The sequence below is a fragment of the Solirubrobacter phytolaccae genome, assembly GCF_027587195.1.
Taxonomy (GTDB): domain Bacteria; phylum Actinomycetota; class Thermoleophilia; order Solirubrobacterales; family Solirubrobacteraceae; genus Solirubrobacter; species Solirubrobacter phytolaccae.
Window position 1 is genome coordinate 1 of the sequence record NZ_JAPDDP010000056.1, and the last position, 13,364, is coordinate 13,364.

Genomic DNA, 13,364 nt, shown 5'->3' on the forward strand with positions numbered 1-13,364 from the left:
GGCGGCGGCGGTGGCCGTGGCGGCGGAGGCGGTGGCTTCGGCGGCGGCGGTGGCCGTGGCGGCGGAGGCGGCGGCTTCGGCGGCGGCGGTGGCCGTGGCGGTCAGGGCGGTCCCCCGCGAGGTGGTCGCTGATGCTTTCCCCTAAGCGCGTCAAGTTCCGCAAGGTCCATCGCGGGCGCCGGCATGGCCTCTCGCGCGGTCAGCAGACGGTCAACTTCGGCGAGTACGGCCTCAAGGCCACCGAAGCGGGCTGGCTGACGAACCGCCAGATCGAGGCGGCTCGTATCGCGATGACCCGCAAGATCAAGCGTGGCGGCAAGGTGTGGATCAACGTCTTCCCGGACAAGGCCTTCACCAAGAAGCCGGCCGAGACCCGCATGGGTTCCGGTAAGGGCAACCCGGAGGGCTGGGTTGCCGTCGTCAAGCCGGGTCGCGTGATGTTCGAGCTCTCCGGCGTGCCGGAGGATCTCGCTCGCGAGGCCATGCGCCTGGCCGGCCACAAGCTGCCCGTGAAGACCAAGTTCGTGCTGCGAGAGGACGGTCAGTGATGAAGGCGTCCGAACTTCGCGACCTGGACGACAAGGGCCTGCGCGAGCATCTCGCCACGGCCCGGCGTGAGCTGTTCGGCCTGCGTCTGCAGCACGCCACCGGCGAGCTGGAGAACACCGCGGGCATGAGCTCCGCCAAGCGCGACGTCGCTCGCGCCCTGACCGTCGCGCGTCAGCGCGGCATCGACCCGACACAGAAGAACAATGGCTGAATCCGAAGAGACAACTGAGAACGTGGAGGAGGTGACCTCCACGGAGGCGGCCGCCGAAGCGCCTGCCTCCGAGGAGAAGCCCTCCGCTCCCACGGCGACGCGCCGTGAGCGCAACGCTGCCGCGCGTGCGGCCAAGGCCAAGAAGGCCGACGGCCCGCGCACGCTCGAGGAGCGCCTGGCCGAGCGCCAGGCCCACAAGGAGCGCAACGCCGCCCAGCGGCGTCGCTACCGCGCGAAGCAGAAGGTCAAGCGCGCCGAGGCGCGTGCGGCCGCCCCCGCCGTCGAGGAGCAGCACGCTCCCGAGCACGGCCCGGGCCGTCCGAAGGTGCGCCAGGGGATCGTGGTGTCCGACAAGCCGGACAAGACGGTCGTCGTGCGCGTGGACATCGCTCGCCGGCACCGCCGCTACCACAAGATCCTCCGCAGCTCGATCACCCTGCACGTCCACGACGAGAGCAACAACGCCCATGAGGGCGACACGGTTCGCGTCCAGGAGTGCCGGCCGATGTCGCGGACCAAGCGCTGGCGCCTCATCGAGGTCCTGGAGCGTGCCAAGTGATCCAGAACGAGACCCGACTGCGCGTCGCCGACAACACCGGCGCGCGCGAGATCCTCACGATTCGCGTCATGGGCGGCTCGCGCCGTCGCTACGCGGGCGTGGGGGACATCATCGTCGCCACGGTCAAGCAGGCCACGCCGAACGGCACGGTCAAGAAGGGCGATGTCGTCAAGGCGGTCGTCGTGCGCACCCGTAAGGAGTTCGGGCGCGAGGACGGCACCTACATCGCCTTCGATGAGAACGCTGCCGTGATCATCGACGCTCAGAACAACCCGCGCGGCACGCGCATCTTCGGCCCGGTGGCGCGCGAGCTGCGCGACGGCGGGTTCATGAAGATCGTGTCGCTCGCGCCCGAGGTGCTCTAGCCATGGCGAAGATTCGCAGCGACGACACGGTGATCGTGATCTCCGGCAAGGACAAGGGGAAGACCGGCAAGGTCATCCGCGTCGAGCCGGCGAACCAGCGCGTGTACGTCGAAGGCCTGAACATGATCAAGCGCCACCAGCGCCCGGTGCCGGGCCGACCCAATCTCGAGGTCGGCGTCATCGAGCGCGAGGCGTCGATTCACATCTCCAACGTGGCGCTCGTGGACCCCAAGGACCACAAGCCCACGCGTGTGGGAGTCACTCGCGAGGGCGGGGTGCGCAAGCGCGTCTCCCGTCGCTCTGGTACGGAGCTCGACTGATGGCACGACTGAAGGACCGATACAACGACGAGATCCGCGCGCAGCTCGTGGAGGAGTTCAAGTACTCGACGCCGATGCAGGCGCCGAAGCTGGTCAAGGTGACGCTCAACATGGGCGTCGGCGAGGCCAAGCAGGACTCCAAGATGCTGGAGACCGCGAAGTCGCAACTTGCCGACATCGCCGGCCAGCAGCCGAACATCCGCCGCGCGCGCAAGTCCGTCGCCAACTTCAAGCTCCGCGAGGGCATGCCGGTGGGCCTGACGGTCACCCTGCGTGACCAGCGGGCCTACGAGTTCCTGGACCGCCTGGTCTCGGTTGCCATCCCGCGCCTGCGCGACTTCCGGGGTCTGAACCCGAAGTCGTTCGACGGCCGTGGCAACTACAACACGGGCATCAAGGAACACGTCATCTTCCCGGAGATCGACTACGACACGGTTGATGCCGTCCGTGGTTTCGACATCGCGATCACGACGACCGCCAAGACTGACGGCGAGGCGTTCACGCTGCTCGACGCTCTGGGCCTGCCCTTCGCACGCGACGGGCGCCCGAAGCAGTACGTGAGCCTCCGCAACAGCGAAGCCGTCGCCGCAACATAGACAAGAGAGAACTTCTCGAATGGCTAAGACATCCAAGATCGTCGCCTCGCAGCGCACGCCCAAGTACAAGACGCGTCAGCAGTCACGCTGCCGTCGGTGCGGGCGTCCGCGCGCGGTGTACCGCAAGTTCGGCATCTGCCGTCTGTGCCTGCGCCAGCTGGCCCACAACGGCATGATCCCCGGCATGACGAAGTCGAGCTGGTAGGTCCATCATGTCGATGACCGACCCCATCGCGGACTTCCTCACGCGGATCCGCAACGGCATCATGGCCGCGCACGAGACGGTGGAGATCCCCTCCAGCACGTTCAAGCGCGAGCTCGCCCGCATCCTCACGGAGCAGGGCTACATCGAGGGCTTCGACGAGGCTCCGGGCGTGCCCGGCTCCGCCGCCGACAAGATCCTCATCCGCCTCAAGTACACTGAGAACCGGACTTCGGTGATCTCCGGCCTGCGCCGGGTGTCCCGCCCCGGTCAGCGTCGGTACGTCGACTCCAAGTCGATCCCGAAGGTTCTCGGTGGCATGGGCACCACCATCGTGTCCACCTCGCACGGTGTCATGACCGGCCACGAGGCCCGCGCTGCGGGCGTCGGTGGCGAGCTCGTGGCCGAGGTCTGGTAATCCGCAATGTCCCGCATCGGTAGAAAGCCCATCCCCGTGCCCTCGTCCGTGACTGTCACGGTCGAGCCCGAGGTCGTGCGCGTCAGCGGGCCCCGGGGCAACCTCGAGGAGCGCAAGAACCGCGCCATCGAGGTCGTCCAGGAAGATGGCCAGCTGCTCGTCTCCCGTCCGACCGATCGCGCCGAGCACCGGGCCCTGCACGGGCTCACGCGCTCCCTGGTCGCGAACATGGTCGAAGGCGTGACCGTCGGCTTCACGAAGACGCTCGAGATCCAGGGCGTCGGTTACCGCGCCCAGCTCAAGGGCCGTGACCTGGAGCTCGCTCTCGGCTACTCGCACCCCGTGCCGATCAAGGCGCCGGAGGGCATCGAGTTCGAGGTCCCGCAGCCCACGCGCGTGATCATCAAGGGCAACTCCAAGCAGGTTGTCGGCGAGATCGCGGCCATCATTCGCAAGCAGCGTCCGCCGGAGCCCTACAAGGGCAAGGGCATCCGCTATCAGGGCGAGTACGTGGCCCGGAAGGTCGGTAAGCGCGCATGACGGTTCTGTCTCCTCCTGCGAAGCGCCTCAAGCGTCGCCGCCGTGTCCGTGCGAAGGTGCACGGCTCCGCTGTGCGCCCGCGCATCTCGGTGTTCCGCTCCAACCGCGGCATCTTCGCCCAGCTCATCGACGACGACGCCGGCCTCACGCTGGCCTCGGTCCAGTGGACCGAGGACGCGCTGAAGTCGCTCAAGCCGATGGAGCAGGCGACGGAGGCGGGCAAGCTGCTCGCCACCCGCGCCAAGGACGCCGGCATCGACACCGCTGTGTTCGACCGCGGCGGCTACCAGTACCACGGCCGTGTCAAGGCCCTGGCCGAGGGCGCCCGTGAGGGCGGCCTGAGCTTCTAAGACCGCTACCCTCGAAGGACTCCATGGCAGCCCCCGATCGATCCATCTCAGCCTCTGGCTACGACCTCGAGGAACGCGTCGTCGAGATCAACCGCGTCGCCAAGGTCGTCAAGGGCGGCCGGCGCTTCTCGTTCACGGCGCTGGTCGTTGTCGGCGACGGGAACGGCGTCGTCGGTGTTGGCTACGGCAAGGCCAACGAGGTTCCGCTCGCAATCCAGAAGGGCGTCGAGCGCGCGAAGAAGAACCTGTTCCAGGTTCCGCGCCACGGCTCGACGATCACCCATCAGACCACGGGCATCTTCGGCTCCGGCCGTGTGTTCCTCAAGCCCGCGTCTCCCGGTACCGGCGTCATCGCCGGTGGCGGTGTGCGCGCGGTGCTCGAGCTCGCGGGTATCCACGACATCCTCTCGAAGTCGCTGGGCTCGCAGAACCCGATCAACCTGGTCAAGGCGACCATCGCCGGCCTGCAGGACCTGCGCAAGCCGGAGGAGATCGCGAAGCTTCGCGGGCTCTCGGTGGACAAGGTCCTCGGGCTGAGCTCCAAGCAGCCGGTCGCGACCTCGACCATTGGCGATGGTGCGTCCACGGACGCCGACGACACTCAGGCCGAGGCCACCTCGGAGGAGGTCGCAACCGCATGAGCAAGCTCGTCATCACCCAGGTCAAGTCCGCGAACGGCACGAATGGCCGTCAGCGGGACACGCTGCGCTCGCTCGGCCTGCGCGGCATCGGCAAGACGGTGGAGCGGCCCGACTCGGAGCCGCTGCGCGGCATGGTCCATGCCGTGCGCCACCTTGTAACGGTTGAGGAGAAGTCGTGAGCGAGCGTGACGCTGTCAACGAGGAGCTGGCCGCCGAGGCGGTTGGCCTCCATTCGCTGAAGCCGGCTCCCGGCTCAAAGAAGGACCGCAAGCGCGTCGGTCGCGGCCATGGCTCCGGCCATGGCAAGACCTCGGGTCGTGGCCACAAGGGCTACAACTCGCGCGCCGGCGCGAAGGATCGCGCACGCTTCGAGGGTGGCCAGAATCCGCTGCACATGCGGATGCGCAAGTTGCGCGGGCCGAACAAGAAGATGTCGATGCCGTTCGAGATGTTCCGGACGCACACGCAGCACGTGAATCTGGACGACCTCGAAGCGCGCTTCGACACCGGCGCGACCATCGGGCTCGAGGAGCTCAAGGCCGCGGGCCTCGCGAAGCAGCGGGGCGTGCCGGTCAAGATCCTCGGTCGTGGCGAGCTCACCAAGCAGTACACGGTGAACGTCCACAAGATCTCGGCCTCCGCGCGCTCGGCTATCGAGAGCGCCGGCGGCACCGTTCAGCTCATCGAGGACTAGCTCACCGTGGTCTCCACGATCCTGCAGTCGTTCCGCGTCGCGGAGATCCGCAAGAAGCTGCTGTTCACGGCGGCGATCCTGGCGCTCTACCGGCTCGGTTCGTTCATCCCTGTCCCGAGCGTCAACGTCGACGCCGTCGAGGACATCCAGAACAACTACTCGACGGGCGTGCTCAACCTGCTCGACACCTTCACCGGTGGCGGCTTGTCGAGAATCTCGTTGTTCGCGCTCGGGATCATGCCGTACATCACGGCGTCGATCATCCTGCAGCTCCTGGTCGTCGTCTCGCCTTCGCTGGAGAAGCTCCAGAAGGAGGGCGAGGTCGGCCAGGCGCGCATCACGCAGTACACGCGCTACCTGACCGTCGGCCTGGCGGCCGCTCAGGCCGTCGGCTACACGTTCCTGTTCCGCTCGCAGGGCTCTGCGGGCGGCACGCCGGTGTTCGACGAGTTCAACGCCGGCACCGTGATCCTCGTCGTGCTGTGTCTTACGGCGGGTTCCATCCTCGTCATGTGGATGGGTGAGCTCATCACGCAGCGCGGCATCGGCAACGGCATCTCGCTGATGATCTTCGCCTCGATCGTGGCCGGCCTGCCGGGTGGCGTGACCACCTGGTGGACCAACCCGGACCCGGTCTTCAAGATCATCCTGCCGTTCCTGGCGCTCGGCGTCGTGGCCGCGGTGGTCTTCATCCAGGAAGGCCAGCGCCGGATCCCGATCCAGTACGCCAAACGCGTGATCGGCCGTCGCATGAGCTCGGGCGGGCAGACCTACCTGCCGCTGCGCGTGAACATGGCGGGCGTGATCCCGGTCATCTTCGCCGCGTCGATCATGGCGTTCCCGCCGACGATCGGTCAGCTCGTCCCGGGTCTCGAGGGGCTCGCGACGACGTTCAACCCCGGCGGCGTCTGGTACGTCGTCGGCGAGACGCTGATGATCATCATCTTCACGTACTTCTACACCGCGGTGACGTTCAACCCGGTGGATCAGGCGGACAACCTGCGCAAGTACGGCGGGTTCATCCCCGGCGTGCGCCCGGGGCGTCCGACGGCCGAGTTCCTCGACCGCATCCTGGCCCGCCTGACGTTCCCTGGTGCGCTCTACCTGGCAGCCGTGGCCGCGCTGCCGACCATCATCATCGCCACGACCAACGCGCCGTCGAGCTTCTACTTCGGTGGCACGTCACTGCTGATCGTCGTGGGCGTCGCCCTCGACACGATGAAGCAGCTCGAGGCGCAGCTGATGATGCGGAACTACGAAGGCTTCCTCAAGTAGGCATGGCGGAGCTGAACCTCATCCTCCTGGGTCCCCCGGGGGCCGGTAAGGGCACCCAAGCCGCGCGCCTGCGCGAGGACTTCGGGCTCGCCTACATCGGCACGGGTGATCTCCTGCGCGAGCACAAAGAGAGCAAGACCGAGCTCGGCCAGCGCGCGCAGGAGTACATGGACAACGGCGACCTCGTCCCCGACGATCTGGTGATCTCGATGATCATCGACAAGATCGAAGAAGAGGGCGAAGACGGGTTCCTGCTCGACGGCTTCCCGCGCACGGTCGGCCAGGCCGACGCGCTGACGGAGGAGCTCGAGAAGCTCGGCCGGCGGCTCACGGCGGCGCTGCTCGTCGACGCGCCGGATGAGGTCGTCCTGCAGCGCCTGTCGGGGCGCCGCCAGTGCTCGAACGGGCATCTCTACCACGTGGAGTTCGACCCGCCCAAGCACGAGGACGTCTGCGACCAGGACGGCAAGCCGCTGTTCCGCCGCAAGGACGACGAGCCGGACACGATCCGCAAGCGCCTCGCGACGTACCACAAGCAGACCGAGCCGCTGCGCGACTACTACGAGGAGCGCGGCTACCTGCGGCGCTTCGACGGGACGCGCGACAAGACCGAGGTCCACGACCACATCCGCGCGACCTTGGCGACACTGCGCCTCGAGGAGCGGCTGTGATCATCAAGAAGTCACCCGCCGAGATCGACCAGATGGCCGCGGCGGGAGACATCTTGGTGCGGACGATGGACCTGCTGGCGGGCAAGATCCGGCCCGGCGTCACGACGCTGGAGCTGGACGCGGCCGCCGAGAAGTTCATCCGCTCGCAGGGCGCCACGCCGGCCTTCAAGGGCTACCGCGGCTTCCCGGGCTCGATCTGCGCCTCGCCGAACGACATGGTCGTGCACGGCATCCCGGGCAAGTTCAAGCTCCAGCGCGGGGACATCATCTCCGTCGACATCGGCGTGGTGAAGGACGGCTGGGTCGCTGACGCCGCCCGCACCTTCCCGGTCGGCGACGTGTCGCCGGTGGCGATGCACCTCCTCGACGTCACGCGCGAGTCGCTGTTCAAGGCGGTCGAGCAGTGCGTGCCGGGCAACCGGCTCGGCGACGTCTCGCACGCCGTCCAGCAGCACGTCGAGTCCCAGGGCCTGTCGATCGTCCGGTCGCTGGTCGGGCACGGCGTCGGCCGGGACATGCACGAGGAGCCCCAGGTCCCGAACTACGGCACCCCGGGAAAGGGCACGCCGCTCGAAGAGGGCATGGTCCTCGCCGTCGAGCCGATGGTGAACGCCGGCCGCCACATGGTCCGCATGGGCGACGACGGCTGGGCGATCTACTCCCAGGACGGCTCGCTGGCCGCCCACTTCGAGTTCACGATCGCGATCACGGCTTCCGGCCCGCGCATCCTCACGCCGTGGCATCACCCGGAGGCCGCCGCCTCCGCGCCCGCCGCAGCGTAAGCAGCGCCGCGCCCAGCAGCACGCCGATGCCGGTGACGGTGAGCGCCTTCTCGGGGGTGTCGCACTCGCCGACGGTGTCGCAGTCGGCCTGGCAGTCCCGCGCGTTGGCCGCGAACGTCTCGGGGTTCCAGCGCGTGGGCTGAAAGGCGGGCCCGGGCGGCGAGTCCTGCTCGATCGGGACGAAGCGGGAAGCGCGCGAGTCGCCCCACGGCGTGGCCTTCGTCATCCACGCCGGGCTGGTCCTGGTGATCTCGACCACGGGGGCGAACGTGGCGAGCCCGCGGCCGTCGGACTCGTCGTTGGGGTCGGGCCAGAGCCGGTCGCGGATGCCCGCGTGGAAGTACGACGCGTGCGACCCGTGCGAGGCGTAGACCACGGGGCGGCCGTCGCGCAGCTCGATCTCCTCGCCCCCGCAGCGCTCCTGCCCCGAGTGCTGGGCGTAGACGGCCTCGACGATCCGCTGGTCCTCGACCCGGTACTGGACGAGCTCCCAGTCCCCCTCGTGCCGGCCGCTGCGGACGATGCCGCGATCCTGGTCCTGGTAGCGGTAGTACAGCCAGTACTGGCGCCACGTCCCGCCCTGCTCGGCGGGGACCGCGCGCGTGTACACCGCCGGGCGGGCACTGTCGACGGCGGTGAGCGGCGAGCGCTCTTGGGCGTCGTGGACGACGACGGGCGCGGTGTCCAGCACGGGCGAGGATGATGACGCGTCGAAGGCCTCTGCAGAACTCCTCCCCGAAACGACACCGTCAGTGCGCTAACGTGATACGCCGCGCGCGTGAGACGGCGTGCGCAACCCCGACGGAACTGCCGAAATAGGCCGTTTGCAGGGCCTTAGCATGTGGACCGGACGCACCGGATGCTTTGCTATCCTGCTCTGTCGCGCTCGAAGCCGGGAGGCTTCTGCGTGTGACCGCTCCGGGGGCATGGTAGCGGTGGCCATCTCGGCCACCAGAGCCACCTCGTCTGGGACATCAGCCGAAAGGGATCATGAAGGTACGACCGTCGGTAAAGCCGATGTGCGAAAAGTGCAAGATCATCCGCCGCCACGGTCGGGTGCTCGTGATCTGCCAGAACCCGCGGCACAAGCAGCGGCAGGGGTAAGGGCGGTCACGCATGGCACGCATCGCAGGCATCAACATTCCGCTCAACAAGCGCGTTGAGATCGGGCTCACCTACATCTACGGGATCGGGCGCGCGACCTCGAACGACATCCTCACGGAACTCGGGATCGAGCAGGACCGCAAGGTTCGCGACCTCACCGACGACGAGGTGTCCAAGCTGCGCGACATCATCGACCGCGACTATGTGGTCGAGGGCGACCTCCGTCGTGAGCGCAGCCAGAACATCAAGCGCCTGATGGAGATCGGCTGCTACCGCGGCCTGCGCCATCGTCGCGGCCTGCCGGTGCGCGGCCAGAAGACCAAGACCAACGCCCGCACGCGCAAGGGTCCCAAGCGCATGCAGGTCGCCGGTAAGAAGAAGGCAGGTAAGAAGTAATGCCCGCTCCTCGCCGCCCCCAGCGTGGTCGCCGCAAGGTCAAGAAGAACGTCCCTGTCGGCCAGGCGCACATCAAGACGTCGTTCAACAACACGATCGTCGCCCTGACCGACCGCGAAGGCAACGTCATCGCCTGGGAGTCCGCCGGCGGTGCCGGGTTCAAGGGCTCGCGCAAGTCGACCCCCTTCGCTGCGCAGGTGACGGCTGACGCCGCCGCGCGCAAGGGCATCGAGCAGGGCATGCAGAAGGTCGAGGTCTTCGTCAAGGGCCCCGGCTCTGGTCGTGAGACCGCGATCCGCTCGCTGCAGGCCGCCGGCCTCGAGGTCACGGGCGTCAAGGACGTCACCCCGCAGGCCCACAACGGCTGCCGTCCCCGAAAGCGGCGACGCGTCTAACCCCAAGTGTGGCCCCCGAGCGACCAGGTGCGGGAGATCGACGTGATCGCAGACCACGACCTGCTCACCGCGAAGGTGCTGCGCCAGGCCGAGCGCGCGGACGACGCCGCGCCGGTCCAGGCGCGGCCCGTCGTGGGGCTCTACCCCCAGTAGGCAAAGACTTCCCCACCCCCTTGGGCGCACAAACCGGTGACGCCAGGGCTTGCTCCCCACACGAGAACGAAGTTAGGAAACTTGATGCTCGACTTCCAGATCCCCCGGATCACGTCCGAATCGGTTGAGGAAAACCGCGGACAGTTCGTGGTTGAGCCGCTTGATCGCGGCTTCGGCTACACGTTCGGGAACTCCCTGCGGCGCGTGCTGCTCGCCAGCCTGGCTGGTGCTGCCGTGACGTCGGTCCGGATCGAGGGGGTGGCGCACGAGTTCTCCACGATCAAGGGCGTGACGGAGGACGTCACCGACATCGTCCTCAACCTCAAGGGCATCGTGTGCCGCATGCACTCGGACGCCACCGAGGTCGAGGCGCCCCTCGTCGTGACCGGTCCCGGCGAGATCACCGCGCGCGACATCGACCTGCCGTCCGGCGTCGAGATCCTCAACCCGGACGCGCACATCGCGACGCTCGACAAGAAGACCAAGCTCGAGCTCTACCTCACGATCGGCCGTGGCCGTGGCTACCGCCCCGCTGAGGAGAACAAGTCGCCCGATCAGCCGATCGGCGTCATTCCGATCGACTCGATCTTCAGCCCGGTCCGCCGCGTCGCGTACTCCGTCGAGCAGGCCCGCGTCGGCCAGCGCACGGACTTCGACAAGCTGACGCTGGACATCGAGACCGACGGCTCGATCGACCCGCAGGCCGCCCTCCGCGAGGCCGCCGAGATCCTCATCTCGAGCCTCTCGATCTTCACGGACGAAGATCGCATCGAGGACCTGCGCCAGGGTCACGCGAACCTCCAGCTCGACAACGGCGGCGGCCCCGGCGGCAACGTGCTCGCTCCGGGCGGCCAGCGTGGCGGCGGCCCGATGGACGACATCCTCATCGAGGAGCTCGAGCTCGGCGTCCGTAGCTATAACTGCCTGAAGCGTGCCGGCATCCAGACCGTTGGCGACCTTGTGTCGAAGTCGGAGGGCGAGCTTGCCGCCATCCCGAACTTCGGCAAGAAGTCGATCGACGAGGTCATCGAGACCCTCTCGCAGCGGGGCCTGACGCTGCGCACCGACTGACATCATGCGCCATCAGAAGACTCGCCATAAGCTCAGCCGCGACAGCGCGCACCGGAAGGCGCTGCTCGCCAACCTCTGCATCGAGGTCATCGACCACGAGCGGATCAAGACCACCGAGGCCAAGGCCAAGGCGGTCAAGCCCGAGATCGAGAAGCTGATCACCCTTGCGCGCAAGGGCGACATCCACGCTCGCCGTCAGGCGACGTCGATCCTTCAGCATCCCGACAAGGGCGTGATCTACAAGCTCTTCGAGGAGATCGCCCCGCGTTACACGGAGCGGCCGGGTGGCTACACCCGCATCCTCAAGCTCGGCCCGAGGTCTTCGGACTCGACCGAGATGGTTTACATCGAGCTCGTCTGAGCTGACCAGCAAGCTCACCCTTGCGTACGACGGCGGCCCGTTCGCCGGCTGGGCCATTCAGCCCGGCCTGCGGACCGTGGCCGCCGAAGTCGTTCACGCGCTCCAGGTCGTCCTACGCCAGCCGGTCGACCTGACCGTCGCCGGTCGCACCGACCGCGGCGTGCACGCGCTGGGCCAGGTGATCTCCTACCCCGGCCCGCTGCCCCGCCTGCGGAGCGTCAACGCCCTGCTGCCGCACGAGATCTCGGTCTACGAGGCCGAGGCGGTGCCCGACGACTTCTCGGCCCGCTACGACGCGCGGTCGCGCGCCTACGTCTACCGCGTGCTCGCCCGCTCCGCGCCCGACCCGTTCGAGCGTGGCCGCGCCCTGTGGTGGCCGTACCCGCTGGACTTCAGCGTGCTGGAGGCCTGCGCCGCCGCCCTGCCCGGCACGCACGACTTCACGGCGTTCACGCCCACCGACACCTATCACCAGCGGTTCGAGCGCACCGTGCTCAGCGCGAGCTGGACCCGCACCGGGCCGCTCCTGGAGTTCCGGATCGAGGCGCTGTCGTTCATGCGCAACATGAACCGGATCCTCGTCGGGACGATGCTCGAGGCTGCCCAGGGGCAGCGGGACGGGTTCGAGCGACTGCTCGAAGGCGCGCCGCGCTCGGCCGCGGGCCGGACGGCGCCTCCGCACGGGCTCTATCTCGAGCGCGTCCGCTACACGTAGCTGACGGCGCGGTTCTTGCCGGTGCGCTTGGCCGCCCGTAGCGCCTCGTCGGCTTCCAGCAGCAGCTGCTGCGGCTCGGAGGGCCCGACGACCCAGCCCGCGCTGATGCGCACGATGTCGCCGTAGCGGATCTCGCTCATCAGCCGCTGGGCCAGCGTCTCCATCCCGGCGGCGTCGATGCCCGGCGCCAGGAGCGCGAACTCGTCACCGCCGAGGCGCGCGGGCAGATCCTGCTCGCGCGAGGAGGCGCGCAGCGCGTTGGCCACGAACACAAGCGCCCGGTCGCCGCCGGGGTGTCCATAGAGCGTGTTGATGCCCTTGAAGTCGTCGACGTCCAGGGTGAGCAGCCCGACCTGGCCGTCGCCCGCGTCGAGCGCCTCGAGCAGCGCGCGCCGGTTCGCGAGCCCGGTCAGCGGATCCTCGCGCGCGAGCCGGTCGGCCTGCGCGCGCAGCTCGACCATCCCGCGCTTGCCCGTCAGCAGCAGGAACGCGAGCAGCCAGTAGCAGGGGATGAGGATCAGCAGCTCGCCCAGCAGGGCGTCGCGCATCGCCGCCGGGTCGTACATGAGCGGCAGCGCGTGGACCACGAGCGCGGCGGCGAAGTACGGCCACGCCTCGCGCGTAGAGAAGAAGTAGGCGGCGAAGATCAGGCACAGGGCGATCAGGAAGCGCGCCGGGGAGTCGACGCCGCCGGTGTCGTGGACGGCGATCGCGACGCACGCCATCCCGGTGCCCACCGCGGCGTGCATGGCCCAGCCGGGCACGGTGCGCCAGTCCATCCTCAGCGCCGCGTGCAGACCCCAGAAGAACGCCGTGATGCCGATCGGGAGCGTCGGCGTGATCACCGCGCCCTCCGCGCCCGGTAGGAGCGGGAGGATCGTCGTCAGCACCGCCCCGACCGCGAACATCCAGCCGACGATCCGTCCGGCGAGCGGGCGTTCATCGGAGACCGCGGTGCCGGTCAGATGGAGCAAGGCCTCCATATACCGGGTAATC

24 protein-coding genes and 1 pseudogene are annotated in these 13,364 nt (G+C 68.3%); 23 read left to right on the forward strand and 2 right to left on the reverse strand.

The features are described 5' to 3' along the window. Positions 1-131 precede the first annotated feature (131 nt). The 16 genes and pseudogenes from rplP to map all read left to right on the forward strand — a co-directional run bounded on the left by rplP (position 132) and on the right by map (position 8,173). Complete coding sequence (gene rplP, locus OJ997_RS24760; RefSeq protein ID WP_270027941.1) at positions 132-548, forward strand: 50S ribosomal protein L16; 417 nt, start codon at positions 132-134, stop codon at positions 546-548. After that, the gene (gene rpmC / locus OJ997_RS24765) at positions 548-760 is read left to right on the forward strand and encodes a 50S ribosomal protein L29 (protein ID WP_270027942.1); all 213 of its coding nucleotides are present in this window, start codon (positions 548-550) and stop codon (positions 758-760) included. Before rplP ends, rpmC begins: the two co-directional genes overlap by 1 nt. 31 nt (positions 761-791) lie before the next feature. Further along, positions 792-1,319, forward strand: a complete 528-nt coding sequence (gene rpsQ / locus OJ997_RS38150) for a 30S ribosomal protein S17 (RefSeq protein ID WP_372517931.1) — start codon at positions 792-794, stop codon at positions 1,317-1,319. Continuing rightward, positions 1,316-1,684, forward strand: coding sequence for a 50S ribosomal protein L14 (gene rplN, locus OJ997_RS24775; RefSeq protein ID WP_270027943.1), 369 nt, complete (start codon positions 1,316-1,318; stop codon positions 1,682-1,684). The genes rpsQ and rplN overlap by 4 nt, the downstream gene beginning before the upstream one ends. A gap of 2 nt (positions 1,685-1,686) precedes the next feature. Beyond that, positions 1,687-2,004: a 50S ribosomal protein L24 gene (gene rplX / locus OJ997_RS24780; RefSeq protein ID WP_270027944.1), complete on the forward strand. Its 318-nt coding sequence runs from the start codon at positions 1,687-1,689 to the stop codon at positions 2,002-2,004. Then, positions 2,004-2,600 (forward strand): 50S ribosomal protein L5, encoded by a 597-nt coding sequence (gene rplE, locus OJ997_RS24785; RefSeq protein ID WP_270027945.1) that lies wholly within the window; start codon positions 2,004-2,006, stop codon positions 2,598-2,600. Before rplX ends, rplE begins: the two co-directional genes overlap by 1 nt. Before the next feature lie 19 nt (positions 2,601-2,619). Then, positions 2,620-2,805, forward strand: coding sequence for a type Z 30S ribosomal protein S14 (locus OJ997_RS24790; RefSeq protein ID WP_121251772.1), 186 nt, complete (start codon positions 2,620-2,622; stop codon positions 2,803-2,805). 7 nt (positions 2,806-2,812) lie between these two features. After that, positions 2,813-3,220 (forward strand): 30S ribosomal protein S8, encoded by a 408-nt coding sequence (gene rpsH, locus OJ997_RS24795; RefSeq protein ID WP_270027946.1) that lies wholly within the window; start codon positions 2,813-2,815, stop codon positions 3,218-3,220. 6 nt (positions 3,221-3,226) lie between these two features. Beyond that, positions 3,227-3,760: a 50S ribosomal protein L6 gene (rplF, locus tag OJ997_RS24800; protein WP_270027947.1), complete on the forward strand. Its 534-nt coding sequence runs from the start codon at positions 3,227-3,229 to the stop codon at positions 3,758-3,760. Further along, on the forward strand, positions 3,757-4,110 hold the full coding sequence (rplR, locus tag OJ997_RS24805; protein WP_270027948.1) for a 50S ribosomal protein L18: 354 nt from the start codon (positions 3,757-3,759) through the stop codon (positions 4,108-4,110). Before rplF ends, rplR begins: the two co-directional genes overlap by 4 nt. A 23-nt stretch (positions 4,111-4,133) precedes the next feature. Further along, positions 4,134-4,640 (forward strand): annotated as a pseudogene (gene rpsE, locus OJ997_RS24810) (30S ribosomal protein S5); the annotation flags it as partial. A 107-nt stretch (positions 4,641-4,747) separates the two neighbouring features. Further along, positions 4,748-4,930 (forward strand): 50S ribosomal protein L30, encoded by a 183-nt coding sequence (gene rpmD, locus OJ997_RS24815; RefSeq protein ID WP_270027950.1) that lies wholly within the window; start codon positions 4,748-4,750, stop codon positions 4,928-4,930. Next, entirely contained in the window at positions 4,927-5,445 is a 519-nt protein-coding gene (rplO, locus tag OJ997_RS24820) for a 50S ribosomal protein L15 (RefSeq protein ID WP_270027951.1), read from the forward strand. Before rpmD ends, rplO begins: the two co-directional genes overlap by 4 nt. Positions 5,446-5,451: 6 nt before the next feature. Next, positions 5,452-6,720: a preprotein translocase subunit SecY gene (secY, locus tag OJ997_RS24825; RefSeq protein WP_270027952.1), complete on the forward strand. Its 1,269-nt coding sequence runs from the start codon at positions 5,452-5,454 to the stop codon at positions 6,718-6,720. Between the two features lie 11 nt (positions 6,721-6,731). Next, on the forward strand, positions 6,732-7,391 hold the full coding sequence (locus tag OJ997_RS24830; RefSeq protein ID WP_372517932.1) for an adenylate kinase: 660 nt from the start codon (positions 6,732-6,734) through the stop codon (positions 7,389-7,391). Next, entirely contained in the window at positions 7,388-8,173 is a 786-nt protein-coding gene (gene map, locus OJ997_RS24835; protein WP_270027954.1) for a type I methionyl aminopeptidase, read from the forward strand. The genes OJ997_RS24830 and map overlap by 4 nt, the downstream gene beginning before the upstream one ends. Here map and OJ997_RS24840 read toward each other — a convergent pair. Further along, complete coding sequence (locus OJ997_RS24840; RefSeq protein ID WP_270027955.1) at positions 8,121-8,864, reverse strand: Vps62-related protein; 744 nt, start codon at positions 8,862-8,864, stop codon at positions 8,121-8,123. The genes map and OJ997_RS24840 overlap by 53 nt on opposite strands. 299 nt (positions 8,865-9,163) lie before the next feature. Here OJ997_RS24840 and rpmJ point away from each other — a divergent pair, with 299 nt between their 5' ends. From rpmJ to truA, 7 genes are all read left to right on the forward strand, one after another. Next, the gene (gene rpmJ / locus OJ997_RS24845) at positions 9,164-9,277 is read left to right on the forward strand and encodes a 50S ribosomal protein L36 (protein WP_081685960.1); all 114 of its coding nucleotides are present in this window, start codon (positions 9,164-9,166) and stop codon (positions 9,275-9,277) included. A 12-nt stretch (positions 9,278-9,289) separates the two neighbouring features. Next, positions 9,290-9,673 (forward strand): 30S ribosomal protein S13, encoded by a 384-nt coding sequence (gene rpsM, locus OJ997_RS24850; RefSeq protein ID WP_270027956.1) that lies wholly within the window; start codon positions 9,290-9,292, stop codon positions 9,671-9,673. Further along, positions 9,673-10,068: a 30S ribosomal protein S11 gene (gene rpsK / locus OJ997_RS24855; RefSeq protein ID WP_270027957.1), complete on the forward strand. Its 396-nt coding sequence runs from the start codon at positions 9,673-9,675 to the stop codon at positions 10,066-10,068. The genes rpsM and rpsK overlap by 1 nt, the downstream gene beginning before the upstream one ends. Before the next feature lie 6 nt (positions 10,069-10,074). Continuing rightward, on the forward strand, positions 10,075-10,221 hold the full coding sequence (locus tag OJ997_RS24860; protein WP_270027958.1) for a hypothetical protein: 147 nt from the start codon (positions 10,075-10,077) through the stop codon (positions 10,219-10,221). Between the two features lie 84 nt (positions 10,222-10,305). After that, positions 10,306-11,292 (forward strand): DNA-directed RNA polymerase subunit alpha, encoded by a 987-nt coding sequence (locus OJ997_RS24865; RefSeq protein ID WP_270027959.1) that lies wholly within the window; start codon positions 10,306-10,308, stop codon positions 11,290-11,292. 4 nt (positions 11,293-11,296) lie between these two features. Next, positions 11,297-11,653, forward strand: a complete 357-nt coding sequence (gene rplQ, locus OJ997_RS24870; RefSeq protein WP_270027960.1) for a 50S ribosomal protein L17 — start codon at positions 11,297-11,299, stop codon at positions 11,651-11,653. A gap of 1 nt (position 11,654) precedes the next feature. Beyond that, positions 11,655-12,368, forward strand: a complete 714-nt coding sequence (gene truA, locus OJ997_RS24875; protein WP_270028008.1) for a tRNA pseudouridine(38-40) synthase TruA — start codon at positions 11,655-11,657, stop codon at positions 12,366-12,368. On the opposite strand, the gene OJ997_RS24880 is transcribed toward truA, so the two are convergent. Further along, complete coding sequence (locus OJ997_RS24880; protein WP_270027961.1) at positions 12,359-13,351, reverse strand: GGDEF domain-containing protein; 993 nt, start codon at positions 13,349-13,351, stop codon at positions 12,359-12,361. The genes truA and OJ997_RS24880 overlap by 10 nt on opposite strands. Positions 13,352-13,364: the final 13 nt, after the last annotated feature.

Excerpts from the sequence above, each read along its gene's own strand:
- OJ997_RS24880 (WP_270027961.1), bottom strand. The coding sequence starts at position 13,351 with ATGGAGGCCTTGCTCCATCTGACCGGCACCGCGGTCTCCGATGAACGC.
- rpmJ (WP_081685960.1), top strand. The coding sequence starts at position 9,164 with ATGAAGGTACGACCGTCGGTAAAGCCGATGTGCGAAAAGTGCAAGATC.
- OJ997_RS24790 (WP_121251772.1), top strand. The coding sequence starts at position 2,620 with ATGGCTAAGACATCCAAGATCGTCGCCTCGCAGCGCACGCCCAAGTAC.
- rpsK (WP_270027957.1), top strand. The coding sequence starts at position 9,673 with ATGCCCGCTCCTCGCCGCCCCCAGCGTGGTCGCCGCAAGGTCAAGAAG.
- OJ997_RS24865 (WP_270027959.1), top strand. The coding sequence starts at position 10,306 with ATGCTCGACTTCCAGATCCCCCGGATCACGTCCGAATCGGTTGAGGAA.
- rplQ (WP_270027960.1), top strand. The coding sequence starts at position 11,297 with ATGCGCCATCAGAAGACTCGCCATAAGCTCAGCCGCGACAGCGCGCAC.
- rplP (WP_270027941.1), top strand. The coding sequence starts at position 132 with ATGCTTTCCCCTAAGCGCGTCAAGTTCCGCAAGGTCCATCGCGGGCGC.
- rpmC (WP_270027942.1), top strand. The coding sequence starts at position 548 with ATGAAGGCGTCCGAACTTCGCGACCTGGACGACAAGGGCCTGCGCGAG.
- rpsM (WP_270027956.1), top strand. The coding sequence starts at position 9,290 with ATGGCACGCATCGCAGGCATCAACATTCCGCTCAACAAGCGCGTTGAG.
- rplE (WP_270027945.1), top strand. The coding sequence starts at position 2,004 with ATGGCACGACTGAAGGACCGATACAACGACGAGATCCGCGCGCAGCTC.
- rplX (WP_270027944.1), top strand. The coding sequence starts at position 1,687 with ATGGCGAAGATTCGCAGCGACGACACGGTGATCGTGATCTCCGGCAAG.
- rplR (WP_270027948.1), top strand. The coding sequence starts at position 3,757 with ATGACGGTTCTGTCTCCTCCTGCGAAGCGCCTCAAGCGTCGCCGCCGT.
- rpmD (WP_270027950.1), top strand. The coding sequence starts at position 4,748 with ATGAGCAAGCTCGTCATCACCCAGGTCAAGTCCGCGAACGGCACGAAT.
- rpsH (WP_270027946.1), top strand. The coding sequence starts at position 2,813 with ATGTCGATGACCGACCCCATCGCGGACTTCCTCACGCGGATCCGCAAC.
- rplF (WP_270027947.1), top strand. The coding sequence starts at position 3,227 with ATGTCCCGCATCGGTAGAAAGCCCATCCCCGTGCCCTCGTCCGTGACT.